The 19533-nt window shown below is 40.4% G+C and carries 21 protein-coding genes and 1 riboswitch; of the genes, 8 read left to right on the top strand and 13 right to left on the bottom strand.

Annotated features, from left to right (window positions below; genetic code table 11):
* Positions 1–32: 32 nt before the first annotated feature.
* The 7 genes from O1Q79_RS07285 to O1Q79_RS07255 all read right to left on the bottom strand — a co-directional run bounded on the left by O1Q79_RS07285 (position 33) and on the right by O1Q79_RS07255 (position 5163).
* Complete coding sequence (locus tag O1Q79_RS07285; protein ID WP_386691353.1) at positions 33–923, bottom strand: LysR family transcriptional regulator; 891 nt, start codon at positions 921–923, stop codon at positions 33–35.
* A 247-nt stretch (positions 924–1170) separates the two neighbouring features.
* A complete protein-coding gene (gene rapZ, locus O1Q79_RS07280; protein WP_132302639.1) occupies positions 1171–2031 on the bottom strand; it encodes an RNase adapter RapZ in 861 nt (286 codons plus the stop codon).
* Positions 2032–2051: 20 nt separating this feature from the next.
* Positions 2052–2537, bottom strand: a complete 486-nt coding sequence (gene ptsN, locus O1Q79_RS07275; protein WP_132302640.1) for a PTS IIA-like nitrogen regulatory protein PtsN — start codon at positions 2535–2537, stop codon at positions 2052–2054.
* Positions 2538–2548: 11 nt separating this feature from the next.
* A complete protein-coding gene (lptB, locus tag O1Q79_RS07270) occupies positions 2549–3274 on the bottom strand; it encodes an LPS export ABC transporter ATP-binding protein (protein ID WP_386691350.1) in 726 nt (241 codons plus the stop codon).
* Positions 3275–3285: 11 nt separating this feature from the next.
* On the bottom strand, positions 3286–3798 hold the full coding sequence (lptA, locus tag O1Q79_RS07265; RefSeq protein WP_386691348.1) for a lipopolysaccharide transport periplasmic protein LptA: 513 nt from the start codon (positions 3796–3798) through the stop codon (positions 3286–3288).
* The gene (lptC, locus tag O1Q79_RS07260; RefSeq protein WP_386691346.1) at positions 3788–4399 is read right to left on the bottom strand and encodes an LPS export ABC transporter periplasmic protein LptC; all 612 of its coding nucleotides are present in this window, start codon (positions 4397–4399) and stop codon (positions 3788–3790) included. The genes lptA and lptC overlap by 11 nt, the downstream gene beginning before the upstream one ends.
* A gap of 59 nt (positions 4400–4458) precedes the next feature.
* Complete coding sequence (locus tag O1Q79_RS07255; RefSeq protein ID WP_386691345.1) at positions 4459–5163, bottom strand: YggS family pyridoxal phosphate-dependent enzyme; 705 nt, start codon at positions 5161–5163, stop codon at positions 4459–4461.
* A gap of 327 nt (positions 5164–5490) precedes the next feature.
* Here O1Q79_RS07255 and thrA point away from each other — a divergent pair, with 327 nt between their 5' ends.
* The 8 genes from thrA (at position 5491) to O1Q79_RS07215 (ending at position 15604) form a co-directional block, all read left to right on the top strand.
* Entirely contained in the window at positions 5491–7941 is a 2451-nt protein-coding gene (thrA, locus tag O1Q79_RS07250; protein ID WP_386691343.1) for a bifunctional aspartate kinase/homoserine dehydrogenase I, read from the top strand.
* Between the two features lie 35 nt (positions 7942–7976).
* Positions 7977–8927, top strand: coding sequence for a homoserine kinase (gene thrB / locus O1Q79_RS07245; RefSeq protein ID WP_386691341.1), 951 nt, complete (start codon positions 7977–7979; stop codon positions 8925–8927).
* 82 nt (positions 8928–9009) lie between these two features.
* Positions 9010–10284, top strand: a complete 1275-nt coding sequence (gene thrC, locus O1Q79_RS07240) for a threonine synthase (protein ID WP_386691339.1) — start codon at positions 9010–9012, stop codon at positions 10282–10284.
* 67 nt (positions 10285–10351) lie between these two features.
* Positions 10352–10696: an ArsC family reductase gene (locus O1Q79_RS07235; RefSeq protein ID WP_386687569.1), complete on the top strand. Its 345-nt coding sequence runs from the start codon at positions 10352–10354 to the stop codon at positions 10694–10696.
* Position 10697: 1 nt separating this feature from the next.
* Positions 10698–11825, top strand: a complete 1128-nt coding sequence (gene dapE / locus O1Q79_RS07230) for a succinyl-diaminopimelate desuccinylase (protein ID WP_386691337.1) — start codon at positions 10698–10700, stop codon at positions 11823–11825.
* Between the two features lie 360 nt (positions 11826–12185).
* Complete coding sequence (locus O1Q79_RS07225) at positions 12186–12866, top strand: M15 family metallopeptidase (RefSeq protein ID WP_386687564.1); 681 nt, start codon at positions 12186–12188, stop codon at positions 12864–12866.
* 57 nt (positions 12867–12923) lie between these two features.
* A complete protein-coding gene (locus tag O1Q79_RS07220) occupies positions 12924–14078 on the top strand; it encodes an EmrA/EmrK family multidrug efflux transporter periplasmic adaptor subunit (RefSeq protein ID WP_386691335.1) in 1155 nt (384 codons plus the stop codon).
* An 11-nt stretch (positions 14079–14089) separates the two neighbouring features.
* Positions 14090–15604, top strand: coding sequence for a DHA2 family efflux MFS transporter permease subunit (locus O1Q79_RS07215; protein WP_386691333.1), 1515 nt, complete (start codon positions 14090–14092; stop codon positions 15602–15604).
* 45 nt (positions 15605–15649) lie between these two features.
* Here the strand turns inward: O1Q79_RS07215 and folB are convergent, their stop codons facing one another.
* The 6 genes from folB to O1Q79_RS07185 form a co-directional block, all read right to left on the bottom strand.
* Complete coding sequence (folB, locus tag O1Q79_RS07210) at positions 15650–15997, bottom strand: dihydroneopterin aldolase (RefSeq protein WP_386691331.1); 348 nt, start codon at positions 15995–15997, stop codon at positions 15650–15652.
* An 8-nt stretch (positions 15998–16005) separates the two neighbouring features.
* Complete coding sequence (gene thiE / locus O1Q79_RS07205; RefSeq protein WP_386691329.1) at positions 16006–16674, bottom strand: thiamine phosphate synthase; 669 nt, start codon at positions 16672–16674, stop codon at positions 16006–16008.
* Positions 16664–17473: a bifunctional hydroxymethylpyrimidine kinase/phosphomethylpyrimidine kinase gene (gene thiD, locus O1Q79_RS07200; protein ID WP_386691327.1), complete on the bottom strand. Its 810-nt coding sequence runs from the start codon at positions 17471–17473 to the stop codon at positions 16664–16666. The genes thiE and thiD overlap by 11 nt, the downstream gene beginning before the upstream one ends.
* A complete protein-coding gene (gene thiM / locus O1Q79_RS07195; RefSeq protein ID WP_386691325.1) occupies positions 17466–18263 on the bottom strand; it encodes a hydroxyethylthiazole kinase in 798 nt (265 codons plus the stop codon). The genes thiD and thiM overlap by 8 nt, the downstream gene beginning before the upstream one ends.
* Positions 18264–18323: 60 nt before the next feature.
* Positions 18324–18432, bottom strand: a riboswitch (TPP riboswitch).
* A gap of 40 nt (positions 18433–18472) precedes the next feature.
* A complete protein-coding gene (gene folA, locus O1Q79_RS07190; RefSeq protein WP_386691323.1) occupies positions 18473–18964 on the bottom strand; it encodes a type 3 dihydrofolate reductase in 492 nt (163 codons plus the stop codon).
* 23 nt (positions 18965–18987) lie between these two features.
* Positions 18988–19512: a DUF1523 family protein gene (locus O1Q79_RS07185; RefSeq protein WP_386687548.1), complete on the bottom strand. Its 525-nt coding sequence runs from the start codon at positions 19510–19512 to the stop codon at positions 18988–18990.
* Positions 19513–19533 lie beyond the last annotated feature (21 nt).

Genomic DNA, 19533 nt, shown 5'->3' with positions numbered 1-19533 from the left:
AAATAACATCAAATCGGTCGTGACAATTGTGATTATTCACTATGCTGATACTGCTGCACAACATCTAGGAAAGCCCGTAATGCGGGAGAATTATCATTGTGTCGATACAAATAGTTGAGTTCTATATATTGCAGATATTTGCTGATTAAAGGGCGATAAACCACGCCCGGCAAATTTAAATTGGCGACAGAAGCGGTCGTAATACAAAGTCCGAGACGGCTAGCAACTAGAGCGATAGCAGTAATGAAATCCTCCGTTTCCCAACCGACCGTTAAATTACACCCTTCGTACTCAAAAGCCTGTCTGACTTCTTGCGCCAAACCATGGGTGGGAAAATTGGGATAGAGAATAATAGACTCGCCGGCTAAATCAGCCAGCTTAATCAATGTTTGTTTACAGAGCGGGTGTTCTTCATATAAGGCAACCATAAAGGGTTCTTGCAATATAGTGCCTACTGCAATATCGTCCTCTTGTGGTGTAAAACGAGTAAAACCAATACTGATACGTCGCTCACGTAGCGCTTCTATTTGCTCGTACTTATTCATATTATGCAAACCGATACGCACACCCGGGCGTTGGGCGTGAAAACGTGCCAATAATTGTGGGATAACATACAGTACGCCAGAACTGAAAATACCAATATCCAAGCGACCAATCATTCCTTGGCTGGCAAGTTGGGTCTGTTCTTTAGCACGTTGAACCAAGGAGAGTATATTGGGTACCTCAGCCAGTAGTACTTCTCCTGCCTCAGTCAATTCTGCTCCCTTGGTTGTACGAACGAACAGATCTGTACCCAACTCTTCTTCTAAAGCACGAATTTGACGAGTTAAAGGAGGCTGTGCGATATGTAGGCGCTGTGCCGCTCGACCAAAATTGGCTTCCTGTGCGACGGCCAAAAAATAACGCATATGTTTCAAGTTCATAGTGATAATAGCCTTTGGCAATATTCTAATAGACAGGGCGAATCTCAGAACTTGATTGTAACAGAACAGAAAAGATTATCAACATTCTGTCAGTACCACCCTTGGAAAGTTAAAAATATCAACCTATCAATAAACACTCAATAATCATCTATTTCTATAATTATTGGATAAACTTATACAATCACATTGCTAGTTTGAAAAAATTTGGGACAAGCACGACAGAATAACGAAAATTTCCACCGCACTTTTAATTTGATTTATGGTTCTTCAAGGAATTATGCTGAATTGATACATTTTTCCCTTTATCTTTAAAATACTTGCCAATTTGTTCGGCAATATACACTGAACGATGTTTTCCACCAGTACAACCAATGGCAATGGTTAAATAACTGCGGTTGTTGTTCTCTAACATTGGGAGCCAAGTTTCGATAAAGTTACGTGTTTGGTAAATAAAATTATGCACTTCGGTATGTCGTTGCAAAAAGTCAATGACGGGTTGTTCTAAGCCAGTCATTGAGCGTAAAGAGGGATCCCAATGGGGGTTGGGGAGAAAACGTACGTCAAATACATAATCCGCATCAAGAGGAATACCATATTTAAAGCCAAAGGATTCCACCACGATTTTAAGTGCTTTATTATTTTCACCACGCAAGAACTTTCGCAATTTTTCAGCCAGCTCGTGGGTGGATAATTCCGTGGTATCTATGATGATATTGGCTTGCTGATATAAAGGTTCAAGATAATCACGTTCAGCATTAATGGCGACTTCAAGGGAAATATCTTTGATCGATGAAAGTGGGTGGGGGCGACGAGAATCACTGTAGCGTCGAATTAACACATCCTGATCCGCATCTAAGAAAATAATTTTTACTTGATGTTGTTCTGATAGCTGAATAATCCTTTGTTCTAAGGATTCTGCTGAATCAGGGAGATTACGAATATCAACACTCACCGCGGCAAGCTGCTGGTTTTTTGAGAGAATTTTGGCTAGTTGAGGGAGTAATTCAATGGGTAAGTTATCGACACAATAATAGCCGATGTCTTCTAAAGCACGTAAAGCAACAGATTTTCCTGCTCCTGAGCGTCCGCTAACAATAATCAATTCCATAAATTCTCTCAATAATGTGGCTACGTTGTTGAATCTATATTTTCTTGTTTATGATCATCAAAATGTTGAAAAATTTGCCAGATTTCCTCCGCACTTTGCGCGGATCTAAGCTGTTTATCCAGAGTTTTGTCTTTTAATTTCTCGCTTAATTCTACCAGAATTGGAGTATAAGTTTGACAAAGCTGTTCAGGAATAATCACGGCTAAAATTAAATCTACTTCTCGTTTATCTGCTGCTTCATAATCAATAGGAGTATTTAATTGTAAAAATACCGCAAATACCTTATCTCCTTGTGATAGACGAGCTCGAGGCATAGCGATACCATTACCGAGTGCTGTGCAACCTAATTTTTCTCGATTAAATAGACTTTCAAAGCATTCAACTTCATCAACATTTGCTTGTTTAGCTAAAATACCAGCCACCATTTCTAATGCCGTTTTTTTACTTGAACAAATAACGCCTTGACGAATATTTTCAGGACGTAAAAGTGCGGTGAATTTTGCCATGGTTTTCTTCTTTATAATTTAAATTCTTCACCAAGATAAACACGTTTAACCTGTTCGTTACTCATCACTTCACTTGGTGTGCCCGTAGCAATCATATGCCCGGCGCTCACAATATAAGCACGTTCACACACATCAAGGGTTTCACGCACATTGTGGTCAGTGATTAACACGCCTAAACCACGATTACGTAAATCTGTAATGATTTTCTTAATGTCGATTACCGAAATGGGGTCAACTCCGGCAAAGGGTTCATCTAACAAAATAAATTTGGGATTAGCCGCTAAGGCACGCGCAATCTCCACTCGGCGACGCTCACCGCCTGACAAAGATTGCCCTAGATTATCACGAATATGTCCAATATTAAATTCATCAATTAACTCATCCGCTCTGTCTTTACGTTGTACGGAATTTAAATCTTTACGAATTTCTAATACTGCCATTAAATTATCATACACACTTAACCGGCGAAAGATAGAGGCTTCTTGTGGTAAATAACCGATTCCTTTTTGTGCCCGATTATGCATAGGTAACAGACTGACATCTTCATTATCAATGCTGATTTTACCTTCATCATGACGCACTAATCCAACCACCATATAGAAAGATGTGGTTTTACCTGCACCATTTGGTCCAAGCAATCCCACAATTTCCCCCGATTTCACGGTGAAACTCACGTCACAGACGACTTTGCGGCTTTTATAACTTTTTGCTAGGTTTTCAGCGTTTAATACGGCCATCTTCGCTTACCTTATTTTTTCGTTTTATTATCGTTTAACTGAGTTGGAATTAATATGGTTTTAACTCGGGTTCCGTTTGAACTATTTGCTTTAAGTTGTTGTTTTTTAACATCATAGGTAATACGTTCACCATTAATCTGACTGTCTAACTGTTTAAGTTCCGCATTACCTGTTAAGGTTAAAAATTCTGTGCCTAAGTCATAATGGACTTTATTGGCTTTGCCATCTACCGGTTTTCCAGTGTCTAACATTTGGTGAAAACTCACGGGGCTACCAAAAGCCTCCACGGTTTCTTTTTTACCGGAATTTTCTGGCGGACGAGTAATAGTGACTTTATTCGCTTTAATTAAAATGGAACCTTGGGCAATCACCACATTATCGGTAAACGTAACTACGCTATTTTCCATATCTAAGGATTGATTATCAGACGTAATGCTAATCGGTTGATTAGTATCATCTTTTAATGCAAAAGCAGATACCGACGTCATTATTAACGCGGTTAATAGCATAATTTTATTGTTCATTTTGGGTTTCATCGGTTTCATCATTTGTTTTACTAATTTCATAGTGAGTTTTCACCTGTTCTTTCAATGTGGCAACTTGTTGTTGTAAATTACCCGTTAATTTCAATCCTGTAGAGGTAAAATTTAAACCGTTAATTTTCACTTGTTTATCGGAACTAATATCTTGCGTAGTCAAATTAACCACCGCACTTTCCGTTTCAAAACGCTGTAATTTAGATTGTGGTAATAAACTTTCACCCAACACATTGCCGTTTAAATACAACATATTATCTTTGGTTAATGTAGCTTTGTCAGCGCTTAATTTCCAACTTTCTGTTTGTTGAGTTTTTTCGTTTTGAATGTCAAATAAATAGACTATCGGGATGTAGAAATCCGTATGTCCATCGTATTCGTAATATTCCACCTTATCAGACAATGCCACATATTGCTTGGCACCGGTGGGAGAATATATCACGGTATTCATTTTGTTCCCAACGTATTCGGGGCTTTCTTCCTGTTTAATTAATTCAGCTAATTCACTATCTGTCTGATTTAACGAATAAAACCAGCCTAATAAAACTAATGTAATAATAGCGAGAATAACTGTCCAACGAATATTCATGTTTATTGTGTTAAATTAATATAGGGTTAAATTGGTAAATTATAACATAATTTTGTTAATTAGTTAGCCGAATAATGACGTTTACCAAAAATTGCCGTACCGATTCGTACCATCGTGGAACCACAAGCAATTGCCGTTTCTATATCACTGGTCATACCCATTGACAGTGTGTCAATTTGTTGATTTGGAAGGGCTTTTCTGAGTTGTTCAAACAGTGCATACATCGCACTCAATGCCATTTTTTGTTGAGCAATATTATCCGTCGGTGCTGGGATTGCCATTAATCCACGTAAACGTAAGTGCGGTAAATTTTCGATGTGTTTTGCCAACGCCAGCATTTTGTTAGGCTGAATACCCGATTTGCTATTTTCATCACTAATATTAATTTGAATTAACACATTTAACGGAGCTTTTTCAGCTGGGCGTTGTTGATTTAAACGATCGGCAATTTTGCTACGATCAAGCGTTTGCATCCAATCAAAATTTTCAGCCACTAGACGAGATTTATTTGATTGTAATGGACCGATAAAATGCCACTCTAAAGCATCCCCCTGAGCATTGAAATATTGAATTTTTTCAATACTTTCTTGCACATAATTTTCGCCAAATGCACGTTGCCCTGCATCTATTGCTTGTTGAATATCTTGTATGCTTTTGGTTTTTGATACGGCTAATAACTGCACTGAATTTGGCAGGCGATTAGCTTGTTGGCACGCTTGAGTGATGAGCTGATGAATATGGTTTAAATTATCTTGAATTTGCATTTTTGTCAGGGTTCAATAATCTTCAATTTAAAAATCCTATTTTAGCTGATTTCTAAAAAATAAGCATCAAGGATAATTTTTAGCATTATTTTTTATTTTCTATTTGACAATGCTATAAAATTTCGGTATTTCTAGCATCAGTTAAAAATTTCGGAAAAAAATAATGAAATTAAACCGCACTTTTACCATGATGATTATCACCACCACCATTATGACGATGAATGGGGCGGGTTAGTGCGTAATCGAATTCAACAGAACCCGCAACGACTAGAAAGTGCGGGTTTTTTTATATAATATTTTAAATATTCACAACATTAAGGAAACATTATGCGAGTACTCAAATTTGGTGGCACATCTTTAGCCAACCCTGAACGTTTTTTACAAGCAGCACAGCTTATTGAAAAAGCCCATTTAGAAGAACAGGCTGCTGGGGTTCTATCGGCACCTGCCAAAATTACCAACCACCTTGTCGCCATTTCAGAAAAAGCCAGTCTAAACCAACCTACCGAAGACCATTTTAGTGAAGCACTTGATATTTTCTATAATATTATCAATGGATTGTATGCCAAAAATAATAAATTTGATTTAGCTGGCACAAAATCCTTAATTGATGCGGAATTTGCTCAAATTAAACAATTAGATGCAGAAATTCGCCAAGCAGGTAAAGTAGATGATGCAGTGAAAGCAACCATTGATTGTCGTGGTGAGAAATTATCTATTGCGATGATGAAAGCATGGTTTGAAGCCTGTGGTTATGAGGTGACCTTAATTGATCCGGTACAAAAATTATTAGCCAATGGTTCCTATTTAGAAAGTAGCGTCGATATTGCCGAATCTACTAAACGTGTTGATGCTAGTTCAATCCCAACCAAAAATGTAGTACTTATGGCTGGGTTTACGGCGGGTAATGAAAAAGGCGAACTCGTGCTGTTAGGACGTAATGGTTCAGATTATTCAGCGGCTTGTTTGGCAGCCTGTTTACATGCCAGTGTATGTGAAATTTGGACGGATGTAGATGGTGTATTTACTTGTGATCCTCGTTTAGTACCAGATGCGCGCTTATTACCAAGCCTTTCTTATCGTGAAGCCATGGAGTTGTCTTATTTCGGTGCGAAAGTGATTCATCCACGCACTATCGGACCGTTGGTAGAACCGAAAATTCCTTGCTTAATCAAAAATACCGGCAATCCGGATGCTCCAGGTTCCATCATTGACGGAGAAGAACGTGCATCTAATGGTTTGCAAGTGAAAGGGATCACCAATTTGGATAATGTCGCCATGTTTAATGTGTCTGGCGCAGGTATGCAAGGTATGGTCGGCATGGCCGCGCGAGTGTTTTCTACTATGTCAAAAGCGGGTGTGTCGGTGATTTTAATTACCCAATCTTCTTCTGAATATAGCATTAGTTTCTGTGTGCCAACCAAAGTCATGGATAAAGCCAAAGCGGCATTAAATGCGGAATTTGCACAAGAACTAGCGTCCAAAGCGTTAGATCCTGTGGAAGTCATCCATGATTTATCTATCATTTCTGTGGTGGGTGACGGCATGAAACAAGCTAAAGGCATTGCAGCAAACTTTTTCTCTGCCTTAGCCAGTGCCAATATCAGCATTGTTGCCATTGCACAAGGGTCTTCGGAACGTTCTATTTCTGCTGTGGTGCCATTAAATAAAGCTATTGAAGCTGTGCGTGCTACCCACCAATCTCTTTTTAATAACAAAAAAGTGGTAGATATGTTTTTGGTCGGTGTCGGTGGCGTCGGTGGTGAGTTAATTGAGCAAATTAAACGTCAGAGGGAGTATTTAGCAAAAAAGGACATTGAAATTCGAGTTTGTGCCTTAGCTAATTCAAATAAAATGTTACTCAATGAAAACGGTCTGAATTTGGATAACTGGAAAGAAGATTTAGCCAATGCGATGCAACCCTCTGATTTTGATGTGTTATTATCGTTTATTAAATTACATCACGTGGTTAATCCAGTCTTTGTGGATTGTACCTCTTCCGATTCGGTGCCGGCCTTATATGCGCGTGCGTTAAGCGAAGGTTTTCACGTGGTAACACCGAATAAAAAGGCAAACACTCGAGAATTGGAATATTATAATTTGCTCCGTGAAAATTCGCGTGGTACGCAACGTAAGTTTTTGTATGACACCAATGTGGGCGCCGGTTTGCCAGTGATTGAAAACTTGCAAAATCTGCTTGCGGCTGGCGATGATGTGGTAAAGTTTAACGGAATTTTATCCGGTTCATTGTCCTTTATTTTTGGTGAATTAGAAACGGGCAAAACTTTATCAGAAATCACCGCACTTGCTCGTGAAAAAGGTTTTACCGAACCTGATCCAAGAGATGATTTATCGGGAACTGATGTAGCGCGTAAGCTATTAATTTTAGCCCGTGAAATTGGTTTAAACCTTGAATTAGCCGATATTGAAGTAGATAGCGTGCTACCAAAAGGCTTTAGCGAAGGCAAAAATGTCGATGAATTTATGGCTATGTTACCGCAATTAGATGCGGAATTTGCAGAGCGAGTCGCAAAAGCCAAAGCCGAGGGGAAAGTATTGCGTTATGTGGGTCAGATTGAAAATGGCAAATGTAAGGTGTCTATTGTCGCCGTGGACGGCGATGATCCTTTATATAAAGTGAAAAACGGTGAAAATGCGTTGGCGTTCTACACCCGTTATTATCAGCCAATTCCGTTATTATTACGTGGCTATGGTGCAGGTAATGCGGTGACTGCCGCAGGAATCTTTGCCGATATTCTCAGAACATTGAAATCCTAATAACGGCAAAAAGAATAGCAATAAGGACAGCCAGTATGACAACATTACGAATTTATGCCCCTGCATCCAGTGCCAATATTAACGTGGGCTTTGACACGCTCGGGGCGGCGATTTCGCCCATTGACGGCTCGTTGCTTGGCGATGTGGTGCAGATTGAAGAAATTGAGCAGGGTTTTGAGCTGGAAAATGCAGGTTATTTTGTGCGAAAATTGCCAAAAGAGCCGCAAAAAAACATTGTGTATCAAGCCTATGTATTATTCAGCGAACGCTTTAAATTGCGTGGTGGCAAAACCAAAGGCTTGCGTTTAACCTTGGAAAAAAATATGCCGATTGGCTCAGGGCTAGGATCCAGTGCTTGTTCCATTGTGGCAGCCTTGGTGGTGTTAAATAAATTCCATGATGAGCCGTTTTCCAAAATGGAATTATTGGAAATGATGGGCGAATTGGAGGGGCGAATTTCAGGCTCAATCCATTATGATAACGTGGCACCGTGCTATTTGGGTGGCGTGCAATTAATGGTGCAAAGTTTGGGCAATATTAGCCAAAAATTGCCATTTTTTGACAGCTGGTATTGGGTGTTGGCGTACCCAGGTATTGAAGTATCCACTGCCGAAGCTCGAGCGATTTTGCCGAAAAGCTACACACGTCAAGATATGATCGCCCACGGTCGTCATTTAGGCAGCTTCGTCCACGCTTGCCATACAGGACAAGATGTATTGGCGGCGTTAATGATGAAAGATGTCATCGCCGAGCCTTATCGAGCCGCCTTATTGCCAAATTTCGCCGAAGTGAAACAAGCCAGCCGAGATTTAGGGGCGTTAGTCAGTGGCATTTCAGGATCAGGACCGACCATGTTTAGCATTACCCCTGATCTTGCGACTGCCACCAAAGTGGCAAATTACCTTGAACATCATTATCTACAAAATAACGAGGGTTTTGTGCATATTTGCAAAGTGGATAATGCAGGGGCAAGGGAATTAGCGTAGAATAAAAATAACATTATAGGGGCGTATTGCATACGCCCAAATCACCCAGTCAAATGAAGAAAACGACAGAATCGGAACAAAAATGAATTTATACAACATCAAACACCCAGAACAACAAGTCAACTTCGCCCAAGCCGTCCGTCAAGGCTTAGGCAAAGATCAGGGCTTATTTTTTCCAGCAACCCTTCCGCAATTAAGCAATATTGACGAATTATTGGCCTTGCCTTTAGTAGAACGTAGCCAAAAAATCTTAGCCACATTAATCGGTGATGAAATCCCAGCTGACAAACTCAATGCCATGGTGAAAAATGCCTTTACGTTCCCCGCTCCCGTGGCGAAAGTGGCGGACAATATTTATGCTTTAGAATTATTCCACGGTCCAACATTAGCCTTTAAAGACTTCGGTGGTCGCTTTATGGCACAAGCCCTTGCCACCGTGCGGGGTGATGGCAAAATTACCATTCTCACCGCTACATCAGGCGACACGGGTGCCGCCGTAGCACATGCTTTTTATGGTCTTGAAAACATTGAAGTGGTGATTCTTTATCCAAAAGGCAAGATCAGCCCGTTACAAGAAAAACTGTTCTGCACCCTCGGGGGCAATATTCGCACGGTGGCGATTAACGCCGACTTCGATGCTTGCCAAACCCTTGTTAAACAAGCCTTTGATGATGAAGCACTCCGTCAAGCCATTGGTTTAAACTCGGCGAACTCAATTAATATCAGTCGATTACTGGCTCAAGTGTGCTACTATTTTGAAGCTGCAGCCCAATTAACTGCGGAACAACGCCAAAATTTGGTGGTGTCCGTGCCAAGTGGTAACTTCGGTAACTTAACTGCTGGCTTAATTGCCAAAACCTTAGGCTTGCCAATCAAACGTTTTATTGCCTCCACTAATGCCAACGACACGGTGCCACGTTACTTACAAACAGGCGAATGGCAACCCAATGCAACAGTGGCTACGCTATCTAATGCCATGGACGTAAGCCGACCAAACAACTGGTCTCGAGTAGAAGAACTATTCAAACGCAACGGCTGGCAGTTAAGCGAATTAGGTTCAGGGGCATTAAATGATGCTGAAACGGAAACCGCACTGAAAGCCCAATACGCTCAAGGTTATTTGTGTGAACCACATGGTGCGATAGCTTACCAAGTGTTAAAAGATCAGTTGCAAGAGGGAGAAACAGGTTTATTCCTTTGCACCGCTCACCCAGCCAAATTTAAAGAAAGCGTAGAGCGAATTTTAGGTATCGAATTGCCATTGCCCGATGCCTTAGACAAACACAACAAATTGCCGTTATTGTCTGATGAAATGGACAATGATTTTGCTATTTTAAGAGCGTATTTGTTGAAATAATCAGATAAAGTGCGGTGAAAAAATACAAAAATTTTTAACCGCACTTTTTTTCATAAAGGAAGAAATGATGATAAAAGTTTACGGTATCAAAAACTGCGACACTGTGAAAAAAGCCTTAAAATGGCTTACCGATAATCATATTGAACATCAACTACACGACTATCGTGTGGACGGTTTAGCACCTGATTTTTTAGCTAAAGCAGAAAGCCAATTCGGTTGGCAAAATCTGGTTAATAAACGTAGCACCACGTGGCGAAATTTAGATGAAACGGTGAAAAAAAATCTTGAAAAAAACACCGCACTTCAAGTGCTTGCAGAACAACCTACGCTGATTAAACGTCCGATTATTTTGCAAGATGGCGTGGCGTTAATTGGGTTTGACCAAACTGAATATCAAAACGCGTTTAAATAAAATGAAAAACGACATTCTCTCTCTCGCTCAAAATCTTATTCGCCGTCCCTCTATCAGCCCTGACGATCAGGGGTGTCAACAGGTAATAGCAGAACGCCTTGAAAAATTAGGCTTTAGCATTGAATGGTTGCCCTTTAATGACACCTTAAATCTGTGGGCAAAACACGGTTCAACCGCTCCGATTGTTGCCTTTGCAGGGCATACCGATGTGGTGCCTGCTGGCGATGAAAGCCAATGGACGTATCCGCCTTTTGCTGCCAAAGTGGTGGGGGATATGCTGTATGGACGGGGTGCAGCGGATATGAAAGGGTCGCTGGCGGCGATGGTGGTCGCCGTAGAAGACTATGTCAAAGTTAACCCAAATCATCAAGGCACGATTGCATTGTTAATTACTTCTGATGAAGAAGCCACCGCCAAAGACGGTACCGTACGAGTGGTGGAAACCTTAATGGCTCGTGGTGAAAACATTGATTATTGTCTTGTAGGCGAACCGTCTAGCTCAAAAACGCTCGGCGATATTGTGAAAAACGGCAGACGAGGCTCGATCACGGGCAATCTCTATATTCAAGGCATTCAAGGGCACGTTGCCTATCCCCATTTAGCCGAAAACCCTGTACATAGAGCAGTCCCCTTTTTGCAAGAACTCACCACCTACCAATGGGATAACGGTAATGAATTTTTTCCGCCTACCAGTTTGCAAATCGCCAATATTCAAGCTGGCACAGGCAGTAATAATGTGATCCCTGGCGAGCTTTTTGTGCAATTCAACTTACGCTATTGCACCGAAGTTACCGATGACATCATTAAAAATAAAGTGGCTGAAATGTTGGCAAAACATGGATTAAAATATCGTATTGAGTGGAATCTGTCGGGAAAACCGTTCTTAACCAAACCGAATAAATTGGTAAAAGCGGTCGTTGAAGCCCTTGAAAAAATCGTCAAAATTTCACCGCAATTAGACACTGGCGGTGGTACCTCCGATGCTCGTTTTATCGCCTTAATGGGGGGAGAAGTGGTGGAACTTGGACCGCTTAATGCCACGATTCATAAAGTCGATGAATGTGTGAGTGTAACGGATCTTGCAATATTGGGAAAGGTTTATAAAAGTATATTGGAAAAATTATTGTAGCAAATGACTACATATTTGCCTGCAAGATTAAACGTTGTATAGCTACAGTGTGGCGTTACGTTACGCTCTTAACTATGTACGCGAATACAGATTAAAATAAAAATAGTGGTTTAATATCCAGTCTGATATAATTCACTCGCTAGCATGGGGCTAGAAACAGCAAACCCCACGCTGACGAGTGGGGCTTACAAAAAGGAACTGGATTATGCTCTTTCAACTCTTAATCCTAGTTATCTTGATTTTAATTAGCTTTTCAGTTTATTAAAACAGATAATTAAAAGCCCTAGCAGAGAATTGAGCCACTCTGCTAGGCAGTTCCTAAATAATAGCGTTATGTTTACTAAAAATCAAGACAAAAATATGAAATTAACCATTGATCAATTAACAGGTAAATCTCGCACGCATTTAGTGTCATTACCTTGTCCACATTCGCCAAACCATTTTTTGCAACCGCAGGCTGTGCAAGCCTTTCAAGGGTTACAACAAAGTGCAGTGCAAAATGGCTTTAATTTACAGCCAGCCAGTAGCTTTCGGGATTTTCAACGCCAGCAGTTAATTTGGAATGCGAAGTTTAATGGGGAGCGAAAAGTGCATGATGATCAAGGCAATGCCATTGATCTGAGCAGATTAGACGATTGGCAAAAAGCACAAGCGATCTTGCGTTGGTCAGCAATGCCAGGGGCAAGCCGTCATCATTGGGGAACGGAAATTGATTTTTTTGATCCTGATTTATTACCAGTTAATCAACCTTTGCAGCTTGAACCTTGGGAATATCAACAGGGGGGGTATTTTTTTGAATTAAGCCAATTTCTGCAAGAAAAATTACCACACTTTGATTTCGCCCTACCTTTTATGCAATGCAATAAATATCTTAATGTTGGGCGTGAGCCTTGGCATATTAGTTATTTACCGTTAGCTGATATTGCTGAACAGCAACTTAATCCTGAGATTTTGTTGCAAGTTTGGCAAAATGAGCAAATTGCAGGAAAAATAACCCTAGAGAAAAATATAAATAAAGTTTTTAAGCAATTTTTGAGCTAAAATAAGCAACTTGAATCATTAAGGTTTATCGATCTCAAATAATTAAGGAAGTATAAAATGTCAGAAGAAAAAAGTTTCCCGTCCAGTAAAAGTAGAAATCGTAAAAAAGCGTTAGGTATTTTTCTGTTTATTTTAATTTTTATTGCGTTAGCGACAGGGTTGTATTGGTACTTTTTTCTTAAAGGCTATGAAAGTACGGAAGATGCTTATGTGAGCGGTAATCAGGTGATGATTTCCTCTCAAGTGAGTGGTAATGTTCAGCAAATTAATGTGGATAATATGGATTTTGTGCATCAAGGCGATGTGTTATTATCCTTAGATAACAGTGATTTACAGCTTGCTTTTGAACAAGCTCAAAGCAATCTAGCGAATGCGGTTCGTCAAATCTCACAATTAACTTATACTGTAAAACAACTTACTGCATCGGTGCAAAGTAAAACGGTTAGCCTTGAGCAAGCTCGTGGTAATTTACACCGCCGTGAAAAATTAAATCAAACGCAATCTATTGATAAAGAAAGCTATTTGCATGCGAAAGAAGCTGTAGAATTGGCGAAAGTCGATTTAACCGCAACACAAAATCAATTAGCGGCTAATCAAGCGTTATTGCTTGATGTACCATTAGATCAGCAACCGAGCGTATTGGGAGCAGTGAGCCAGTTAAAACAGGCTTGGTTAAACTTACAACGCAGTAAAATTGTTAGCCCGATTGATGGTTATGTGGCACGCCGTAGCGTGCAAGTTGGGCAGAAAGTGTCCGTAGGGTCGGCATTATTAGCGGTGGTTCCAGCAGATCAAATGTGGATTGATGCTAATTTTAAAGAAACACAGTTAAGAGATATGCGACTTGGTCAACCAGTCAAAGTGAAAGTGGATTTATACGGCGATAAAGTAGAATTTAATGGTACCGTAGTCGGTATTGATATGGGGACAGGCAGTGCATTTTCTTTATTACCAGCACAAAATGCCACAGGTAACTGGATTAAAGTAGTGCAACGTGTGCCAGTTCGTATTGCGTTGGAGCCTGAGCAGTTACAAAAATATCCATTGCGTATTGGTTTATCTTCGTACGTAATTGTGAATGTGCAACAAACAGACGGCGAAGTATTAGGTGTTAGTCGTGACAATACCTTGTATTCAACTTCAAGTCTTGTTTATGACCAAACTGTGGTGGAAAATTTAATTCATTCCATTATTTCGCAAAATATATATTAAGGCGGTTGGCTATGCAAAAACCAGTTCATGGGGTTGCACTTGCCATAATGACGATTGCTTTGGCATTGGCAACCTTTATGCAGGTATTAGACTCTACTATTGCCAATGTTGCGATTCCTACCATTGCTGGGGATTTAGGGGCATCAACTAGCCAAGGAACTTGGGTCATTACTTCTTTTGGGGTTGCCAATGCTATTGCAATTCCAATTACAGGCTGGCTGGCTAAACGTTTTGGCGAAGTGCGGTTATTTTTATTGGCAACGTTAGGTTTTGTGATTGCTTCTTGGTTATGTGGCATTTCACACAGCCTTGAAATGCTGATTCTATGCCGAATATTACAAGGTCTAGCGGCGGGTCCTATTGTTCCTCTTTCACAAAGTTTATTGCTAAATAATTATCCCCCTGAGAAGCGTGGTATGGCATTGGCGTTTTGGTCAATGACGGTGGTGGTCGCCCCTATTTTTGGTCCAATTTTAGGCGGTTGGATCAGCGATAACTTACATTGGGGTTGGATCTTTTTTATTAATATTCCTATTGGGATAGCGGTTATTTTTATGACATGGAAAACCTTAGGGGATAGAGAAACGCCAACAGAACATCGTCCAGTAGATTTAATCGGGTTAAGCCTATTAGTGTTAGGTGTGGGTTGTTTGCAGTTGATGTTAGACCAAGGTCGTGAACAAGACTGGTTTAATTCCACCGAAATTGTTGTGCTTACCATTGTATCTGCTATCGCTTTAATTGCTTTAGTGATTTGGTCGTTGACCGATGATAATCCCATTATAGATATTTCCCTGTTTCAAAAACGTAACTTTGTAATTGGTTGTTTATGTTCTAGTTTAGCCTTTTTAGTCTATCTTGGATCCGTTGTGCTGATTCCGTTGTTATTACAACAAGTTTATGGCTACACCGCCACTTGGGCAGGTTTAGCCGCAGCTCCAGTAGGGTTATTGCCAATTTTTCTTTCGCCAATTATCGGACGATTTGGGCATCGACTTGATATGCGAGCATTGGTAACATTCAGCTTTATTATGTATGCCGTCACTTTCTATTGGCGAGCCGTTACCTTTGAAACGGCAAGTACTTTTTGGGATTTTGCTTTACCACAATTTGTGCAGGGTTTAGCGGTAGCTTGTTTCTTTATGCCGTTGACGACTATTACGTTATCAGGCTTACCACCACAAAAAATGGCATCAGCGTCCAGTTTATTTAACTTTTTACGGACATTAGCAGGTTCGGTGGGAACATCATTAACCACGTTCTTATGGTATCGCCGTGAAGCCATGCACCATACCAGATTAACGGAAATTATTACCCCTTATGATCTAAATTCCCAAATGTATTATCAACATTTAGGGCAAACAGGATTAAATGATACTCAAATTTCCAGTATGTTAGCCAGAACGATTACAGAACAAGGGTTTATTATTGGAGCAAATGAGATTTTTTGGTTGTCTTCGATTTTATTCTTAATTTTGGTGATAGTAGTCTGGTTTGCCAGACCACCATTTGGGGGAAGACATTAGGGAATGAAAAAGTGCGGTGAAAAAACACCGTACTTTTCCGAAATATTAACGTTCTACAATCACTCCGACAGAACTGGCTTGAGCCACGGCTTTCGGCTTATGTAATTCAATACGTAAGGATTGAATGCCATATTGTTGTTGCAACAAATCAGCGACTTTGTGAGCAACCGTTTCCACTAATTTAAATGGCTGATTCTCAACAAAATCAATGATTTTCTGCGAAATTTCCGCATAATCTAAGCAACATTGCAGATCTTCGGTTTCTACGGCTTGAGCAAAATCCCACGCCATTTCAATATTAAAAATCAGTTTTTGCTTAATGGTATGCTCCCAATCATAGGCACCAATACTGGCAAATGCCGTCAGTTCATGGATAAACACTTTGTCTGTCATATCATTCCTTAAAATTTCAATTTTTCCACCGCGGTTTGGATATTTTCCGCTTGAGTAATGGCGGAAATTACTGCAACACCATCCGCTCCCGCTTGCTTTAATGTGTGAGCATTATACTGATTTATGCCGCCAATCACCACAAAAGGCTTGGTTAAAGCGTAATCCTTTAATTTTTCTACAAATTCCACGCTTAGAATAGCAGAATGATCGGCTTTTGAACCTGTGGGAAAAATCGGACCAATACCGATATAATCAATTTCTGCTTGCTGTTGAGCCACTAAAACTTGAGCTAAATTATTGGTCGATAATCCTATAATCAGCTTGTTTTGTGTATGTTGCAATACTTGTTGAATTGCCATATCAGTTTGCCCAACATGAATACCATCTGCACCAATTTCAACGGCTAATGCCACATTATCATTAATAATCAAGGGTACATCATATTGGCGACAAAGGGAAAGGCACTGTTTTGCGAGTTGTTTTTGCTGGTCAGGTTGATTTTCCAGAGAGTTTTTTCCTTTGTCACGAAATTGAAAGCAAGTAATGCCAGCTCTCAACGCTTGCTGCAAAATGCTTAGCAGATTTTGGGCTGGATTGCCAGCCAAATGCTGGCAATCTTGCGTGCCAGCAATAAAATAAACGGATAGCATCTGTTGGATTTTTTGTTTATTTTTCATCTTGATACGCCCAATGGTTAGTAGGACCGTGACCATGTCCGATATTTAATGGATGACTGATGGCTGCGGTGATATAGGCTTTTGCGGTGCGAATGGCTTGTTCTACACTGTTGCCTTTAGCGAGTTCAGCGGTAATACAAGCAGAAAAAGTACAACCTGTACCGTGAGTGTGGGGTGTTGGAAAACGTTTCGCTTGTAATGTGAAGCGGTCAGTTGGGGTGAAAACCCAGTCTAAACACACCGCACTTTGCGAATTGCCACTGTGTCCGCCTTTAATTACTACGGTTTCCACGCCCCATTGTTGCAACAAGCGAGCCGCTTTTTCCGCACTCGCATCATCCACCACCTTAATCCCTGTTAAGGCTTCCGCTTCAGGCAAATTCGGCGTAATCACCGTGGCTTTGGGTAAAATATACTGCTTCAACGCTGCCACCGCATCTTGTTGCAACAAAGACGCTCCGCCTTTAGCGATCATTACAGGGTCTAACACGATTTGTGGAAACCGATATTGTTCCAAATTTTCCGCCACACACTGAATAATTTCCGCATTACCCAGCATACCAATCTTCACCGCCTGAATATCAAAATCTTCTGCCACGGCTTTGATTTGGGCGGAAATAGTAGCAAGGGGAATGGGGGCAATATCAAATACACCCTGCGTATTTTGAGCGGTCACCGCCGTAATCGCTACCGTACCAAATACACCACGCATTTGAAAGGTTTTTAAATCCGCTTGGATTCCAGCACCGCCACCGCTATCGGAGCCTGCGATGGTTAAGGCTTGTGCTATGTTAGACATGGTCAATCCTCGCTAATTGGTTAATTTTTTCACTGGTTAAATCGGCTAATTGATTGATAAATTGTACGGCAAAACTGCCTAATTGATTGTTTAACCCTTGGGCGGCTAGTTCACCTGCCACAGCAAAACCCGCACAGGCTTCCAAGCAAGCATTAAATTCATCACCTTGTTTGGCGATAGCCAAAAATGCACCAACGGTGGCACCGAGTAAACAGCCTGATCCTGTAATTTTAGGAAATAGATGTGTGCCATTATAGATTTTGGCGACCTGTTTGCCATCACTGATATAATCTATTTCCCCACTAATAGCGACACAACATTGATATTTTTGTGCGGCAATACGAGCAATTTCAGCAATATCACCTTCACCATTTCCAGCATCAACCCCTTTCGCTTGCCATGCTACATCGGCTAAAAAAGCTACTTCGCTCACATTACCACGGATAGCAGAAATATTGACTTTATCTAAAATTTTCCGCACCGTAGCACGGCGATAAGCAGTTGCCCCTGCACCAACAGGATCTAACACCACAGGCACACCGTTTTGGTTAGCAGCTTGACCAGCTAGGATCATTGCATCTACATCAAAGGGGTGGATCGTGCCAATATTGATCAAAAGCGCATTGGAAAATTGTTGAATTTCTTCCACTTCTTCTGCCATTGTTGACATAAAAGGTGATGCTCCCAAAGCGAGTAAACCGTTGGCGGAAAAATTGGTAACAACAATATTGGTCATACAATGCACCAGTGGATTGCATTCACGAATAAGATCTAAATATCTGAATTGCATAGAATTTCCTTTGTAGATTATTGAAAGAAAAGATACGCAATAATGGTTGGAAAGGATAAATCGATAGTAAAGATAGTTCCCTACGCCAGTATTAGCTGTATCAGGTTTTACGGGTATTATCTCAGCCATTATGCTGTTTAACAGTACAATAGCACCCCGACTATATGTTTAGTGTAGATTGATTTTTATGTTAATACAAGTAGATATATTTATTTTCTGGTTAAAATCATAAACCGCAGATCATAAGCATTTTGCTCATCTTTAGGGCGAGTTTCATCAAATTCAATTTGCCATTCATTCCAGTTGATTGCAGGAAAAAATGTATCACCTTCTAATTCCGTTTGAATTTGGGTGAAATAAAGTTTATCGGCTTGAGGCAAATATTGCTTAAATAATTGACCGCCACCGATGAGCATAATTTCCTGATTTTCTGGTAAATCTTTGACAAATTCCACCGCACTTTCAAGGCTATTTTTCCAAATTACCCCAGCATATTCAAAGGGTTGTCGAGAAAGCACAATATTGGTGCGTTTTGGTAACGGGCGACCGATACTTTCAAAAGTTTTCCGACCCATAACCACAACTTTACCTTGAGTATTCTGGCGAAACCAAGCCAAATCCGCTGGTAGATGCCACGGCATTTGGTTGTCTTTACCAATGACCCAATTTTGGGTTGCAGCAACAATTAAACTTAAACTCATCGCTTATGCTTCTCTTATGTTTTTTAGGCTTCGCTATCGAACCAACCACGGATAAATTGAATAGAGAAGAACAAGGTAATCAATCCTAGGAAGTAGAAAATATAGCTTAAAATTGGCATAGACGGACTGGTATCGGTAGCTTCTTTCATTGAAATCATATTACGGTATTCATCAAAAATAACTAAACGCCAGCCATAATATTTGACTTCGACCATTTGTTTACTGCCCGCAAATTTAGAAGCCTTGGCTTGTAAATCAGCTGAACCAAATTTGAAATAGAAAGGAAAACCCCAACGAGTATCTTCATTGCGATACACCATCGGTTTTTCTTCATCTGCTTTTTGTGTATAGATATAATACACATCACGAGTCGGACCGTCTGCTGGATTGGCTTTAGTAATCGGACCGTCTTTATCCACACGTTTGACTTCAACACCCGTAACATAAGTGGTGTCATAATGTGGGAAAATAAAATGAATCCCTGAGAATAAAACGGCGTGAAATAAAATCACCACGATAAATAAGAAGTATTTGATAATTTTACGCATAAATGTTTCCCTTATGTTAGC

Origin of the sequence: Lonepinella sp. MS14434 (genome assembly GCF_042468235.1) — a bacterium.
Taxonomy (GTDB): Bacteria; Pseudomonadota; Gammaproteobacteria; order Enterobacterales; family Pasteurellaceae; genus Lonepinella.
The sequence above is the reverse complement of the archived record's forward strand: the minus strand, read 5'-3'. Positions and strand labels throughout refer to the sequence as shown.

Excerpts from the sequence above, each read along its gene's own strand:
- O1Q79_RS07285 (WP_386691353.1), bottom strand. The coding sequence starts at position 923 with ATGAACTTGAAACATATGCGTTATTTTTTGGCCGTCGCACAGGAAGCC.
- rapZ (WP_132302639.1), bottom strand. The coding sequence starts at position 2,031 with ATGGAATTGATTATTGTTAGCGGACGCTCAGGAGCAGGAAAATCTGTT.
- ptsN (WP_132302640.1), bottom strand. The coding sequence starts at position 2,537 with ATGGCAAAATTCACCGCACTTTTACGTCCTGAAAATATTCGTCAAGGC.
- lptB (WP_386691350.1), bottom strand. The coding sequence starts at position 3,274 with ATGGCCGTATTAAACGCTGAAAACCTAGCAAAAAGTTATAAAAGCCGC.
- lptA (WP_386691348.1), bottom strand. The coding sequence starts at position 3,798 with ATGAACAATAAAATTATGCTATTAACCGCGTTAATAATGACGTCGGTA.
- lptC (WP_386691346.1), bottom strand. The coding sequence starts at position 4,399 with ATGAATATTCGTTGGACAGTTATTCTCGCTATTATTACATTAGTTTTA.
- O1Q79_RS07255 (WP_386691345.1), bottom strand. The coding sequence starts at position 5,163 with ATGCAAATTCAAGATAATTTAAACCATATTCATCAGCTCATCACTCAA.
- thrA (WP_386691343.1), top strand. The coding sequence starts at position 5,491 with ATGCGAGTACTCAAATTTGGTGGCACATCTTTAGCCAACCCTGAACGT.
- thrB (WP_386691341.1), top strand. The coding sequence starts at position 7,977 with ATGACAACATTACGAATTTATGCCCCTGCATCCAGTGCCAATATTAAC.
- thrC (WP_386691339.1), top strand. The coding sequence starts at position 9,010 with ATGAATTTATACAACATCAAACACCCAGAACAACAAGTCAACTTCGCC.
- O1Q79_RS07235 (WP_386687569.1), top strand. The coding sequence starts at position 10,352 with ATGATAAAAGTTTACGGTATCAAAAACTGCGACACTGTGAAAAAAGCC.
- dapE (WP_386691337.1), top strand. The coding sequence starts at position 10,698 with ATGAAAAACGACATTCTCTCTCTCGCTCAAAATCTTATTCGCCGTCCC.
- O1Q79_RS07225 (WP_386687564.1), top strand. The coding sequence starts at position 12,186 with ATGAAATTAACCATTGATCAATTAACAGGTAAATCTCGCACGCATTTA.
- O1Q79_RS07220 (WP_386691335.1), top strand. The coding sequence starts at position 12,924 with ATGTCAGAAGAAAAAAGTTTCCCGTCCAGTAAAAGTAGAAATCGTAAA.
- O1Q79_RS07215 (WP_386691333.1), top strand. The coding sequence starts at position 14,090 with ATGCAAAAACCAGTTCATGGGGTTGCACTTGCCATAATGACGATTGCT.
- folB (WP_386691331.1), bottom strand. The coding sequence starts at position 15,997 with ATGACAGACAAAGTGTTTATCCATGAACTGACGGCATTTGCCAGTATT.
- thiE (WP_386691329.1), bottom strand. The coding sequence starts at position 16,674 with ATGAAAAATAAACAAAAAATCCAACAGATGCTATCCGTTTATTTTATT.
- thiD (WP_386691327.1), bottom strand. The coding sequence starts at position 17,473 with ATGTCTAACATAGCACAAGCCTTAACCATCGCAGGCTCCGATAGCGGT.
- thiM (WP_386691325.1), bottom strand. The coding sequence starts at position 18,263 with ATGCAATTCAGATATTTAGATCTTATTCGTGAATGCAATCCACTGGTG.
- folA (WP_386691323.1), bottom strand. The coding sequence starts at position 18,964 with ATGAGTTTAAGTTTAATTGTTGCTGCAACCCAAAATTGGGTCATTGGT.
- O1Q79_RS07185 (WP_386687548.1), bottom strand. The coding sequence starts at position 19,512 with ATGCGTAAAATTATCAAATACTTCTTATTTATCGTGGTGATTTTATTT.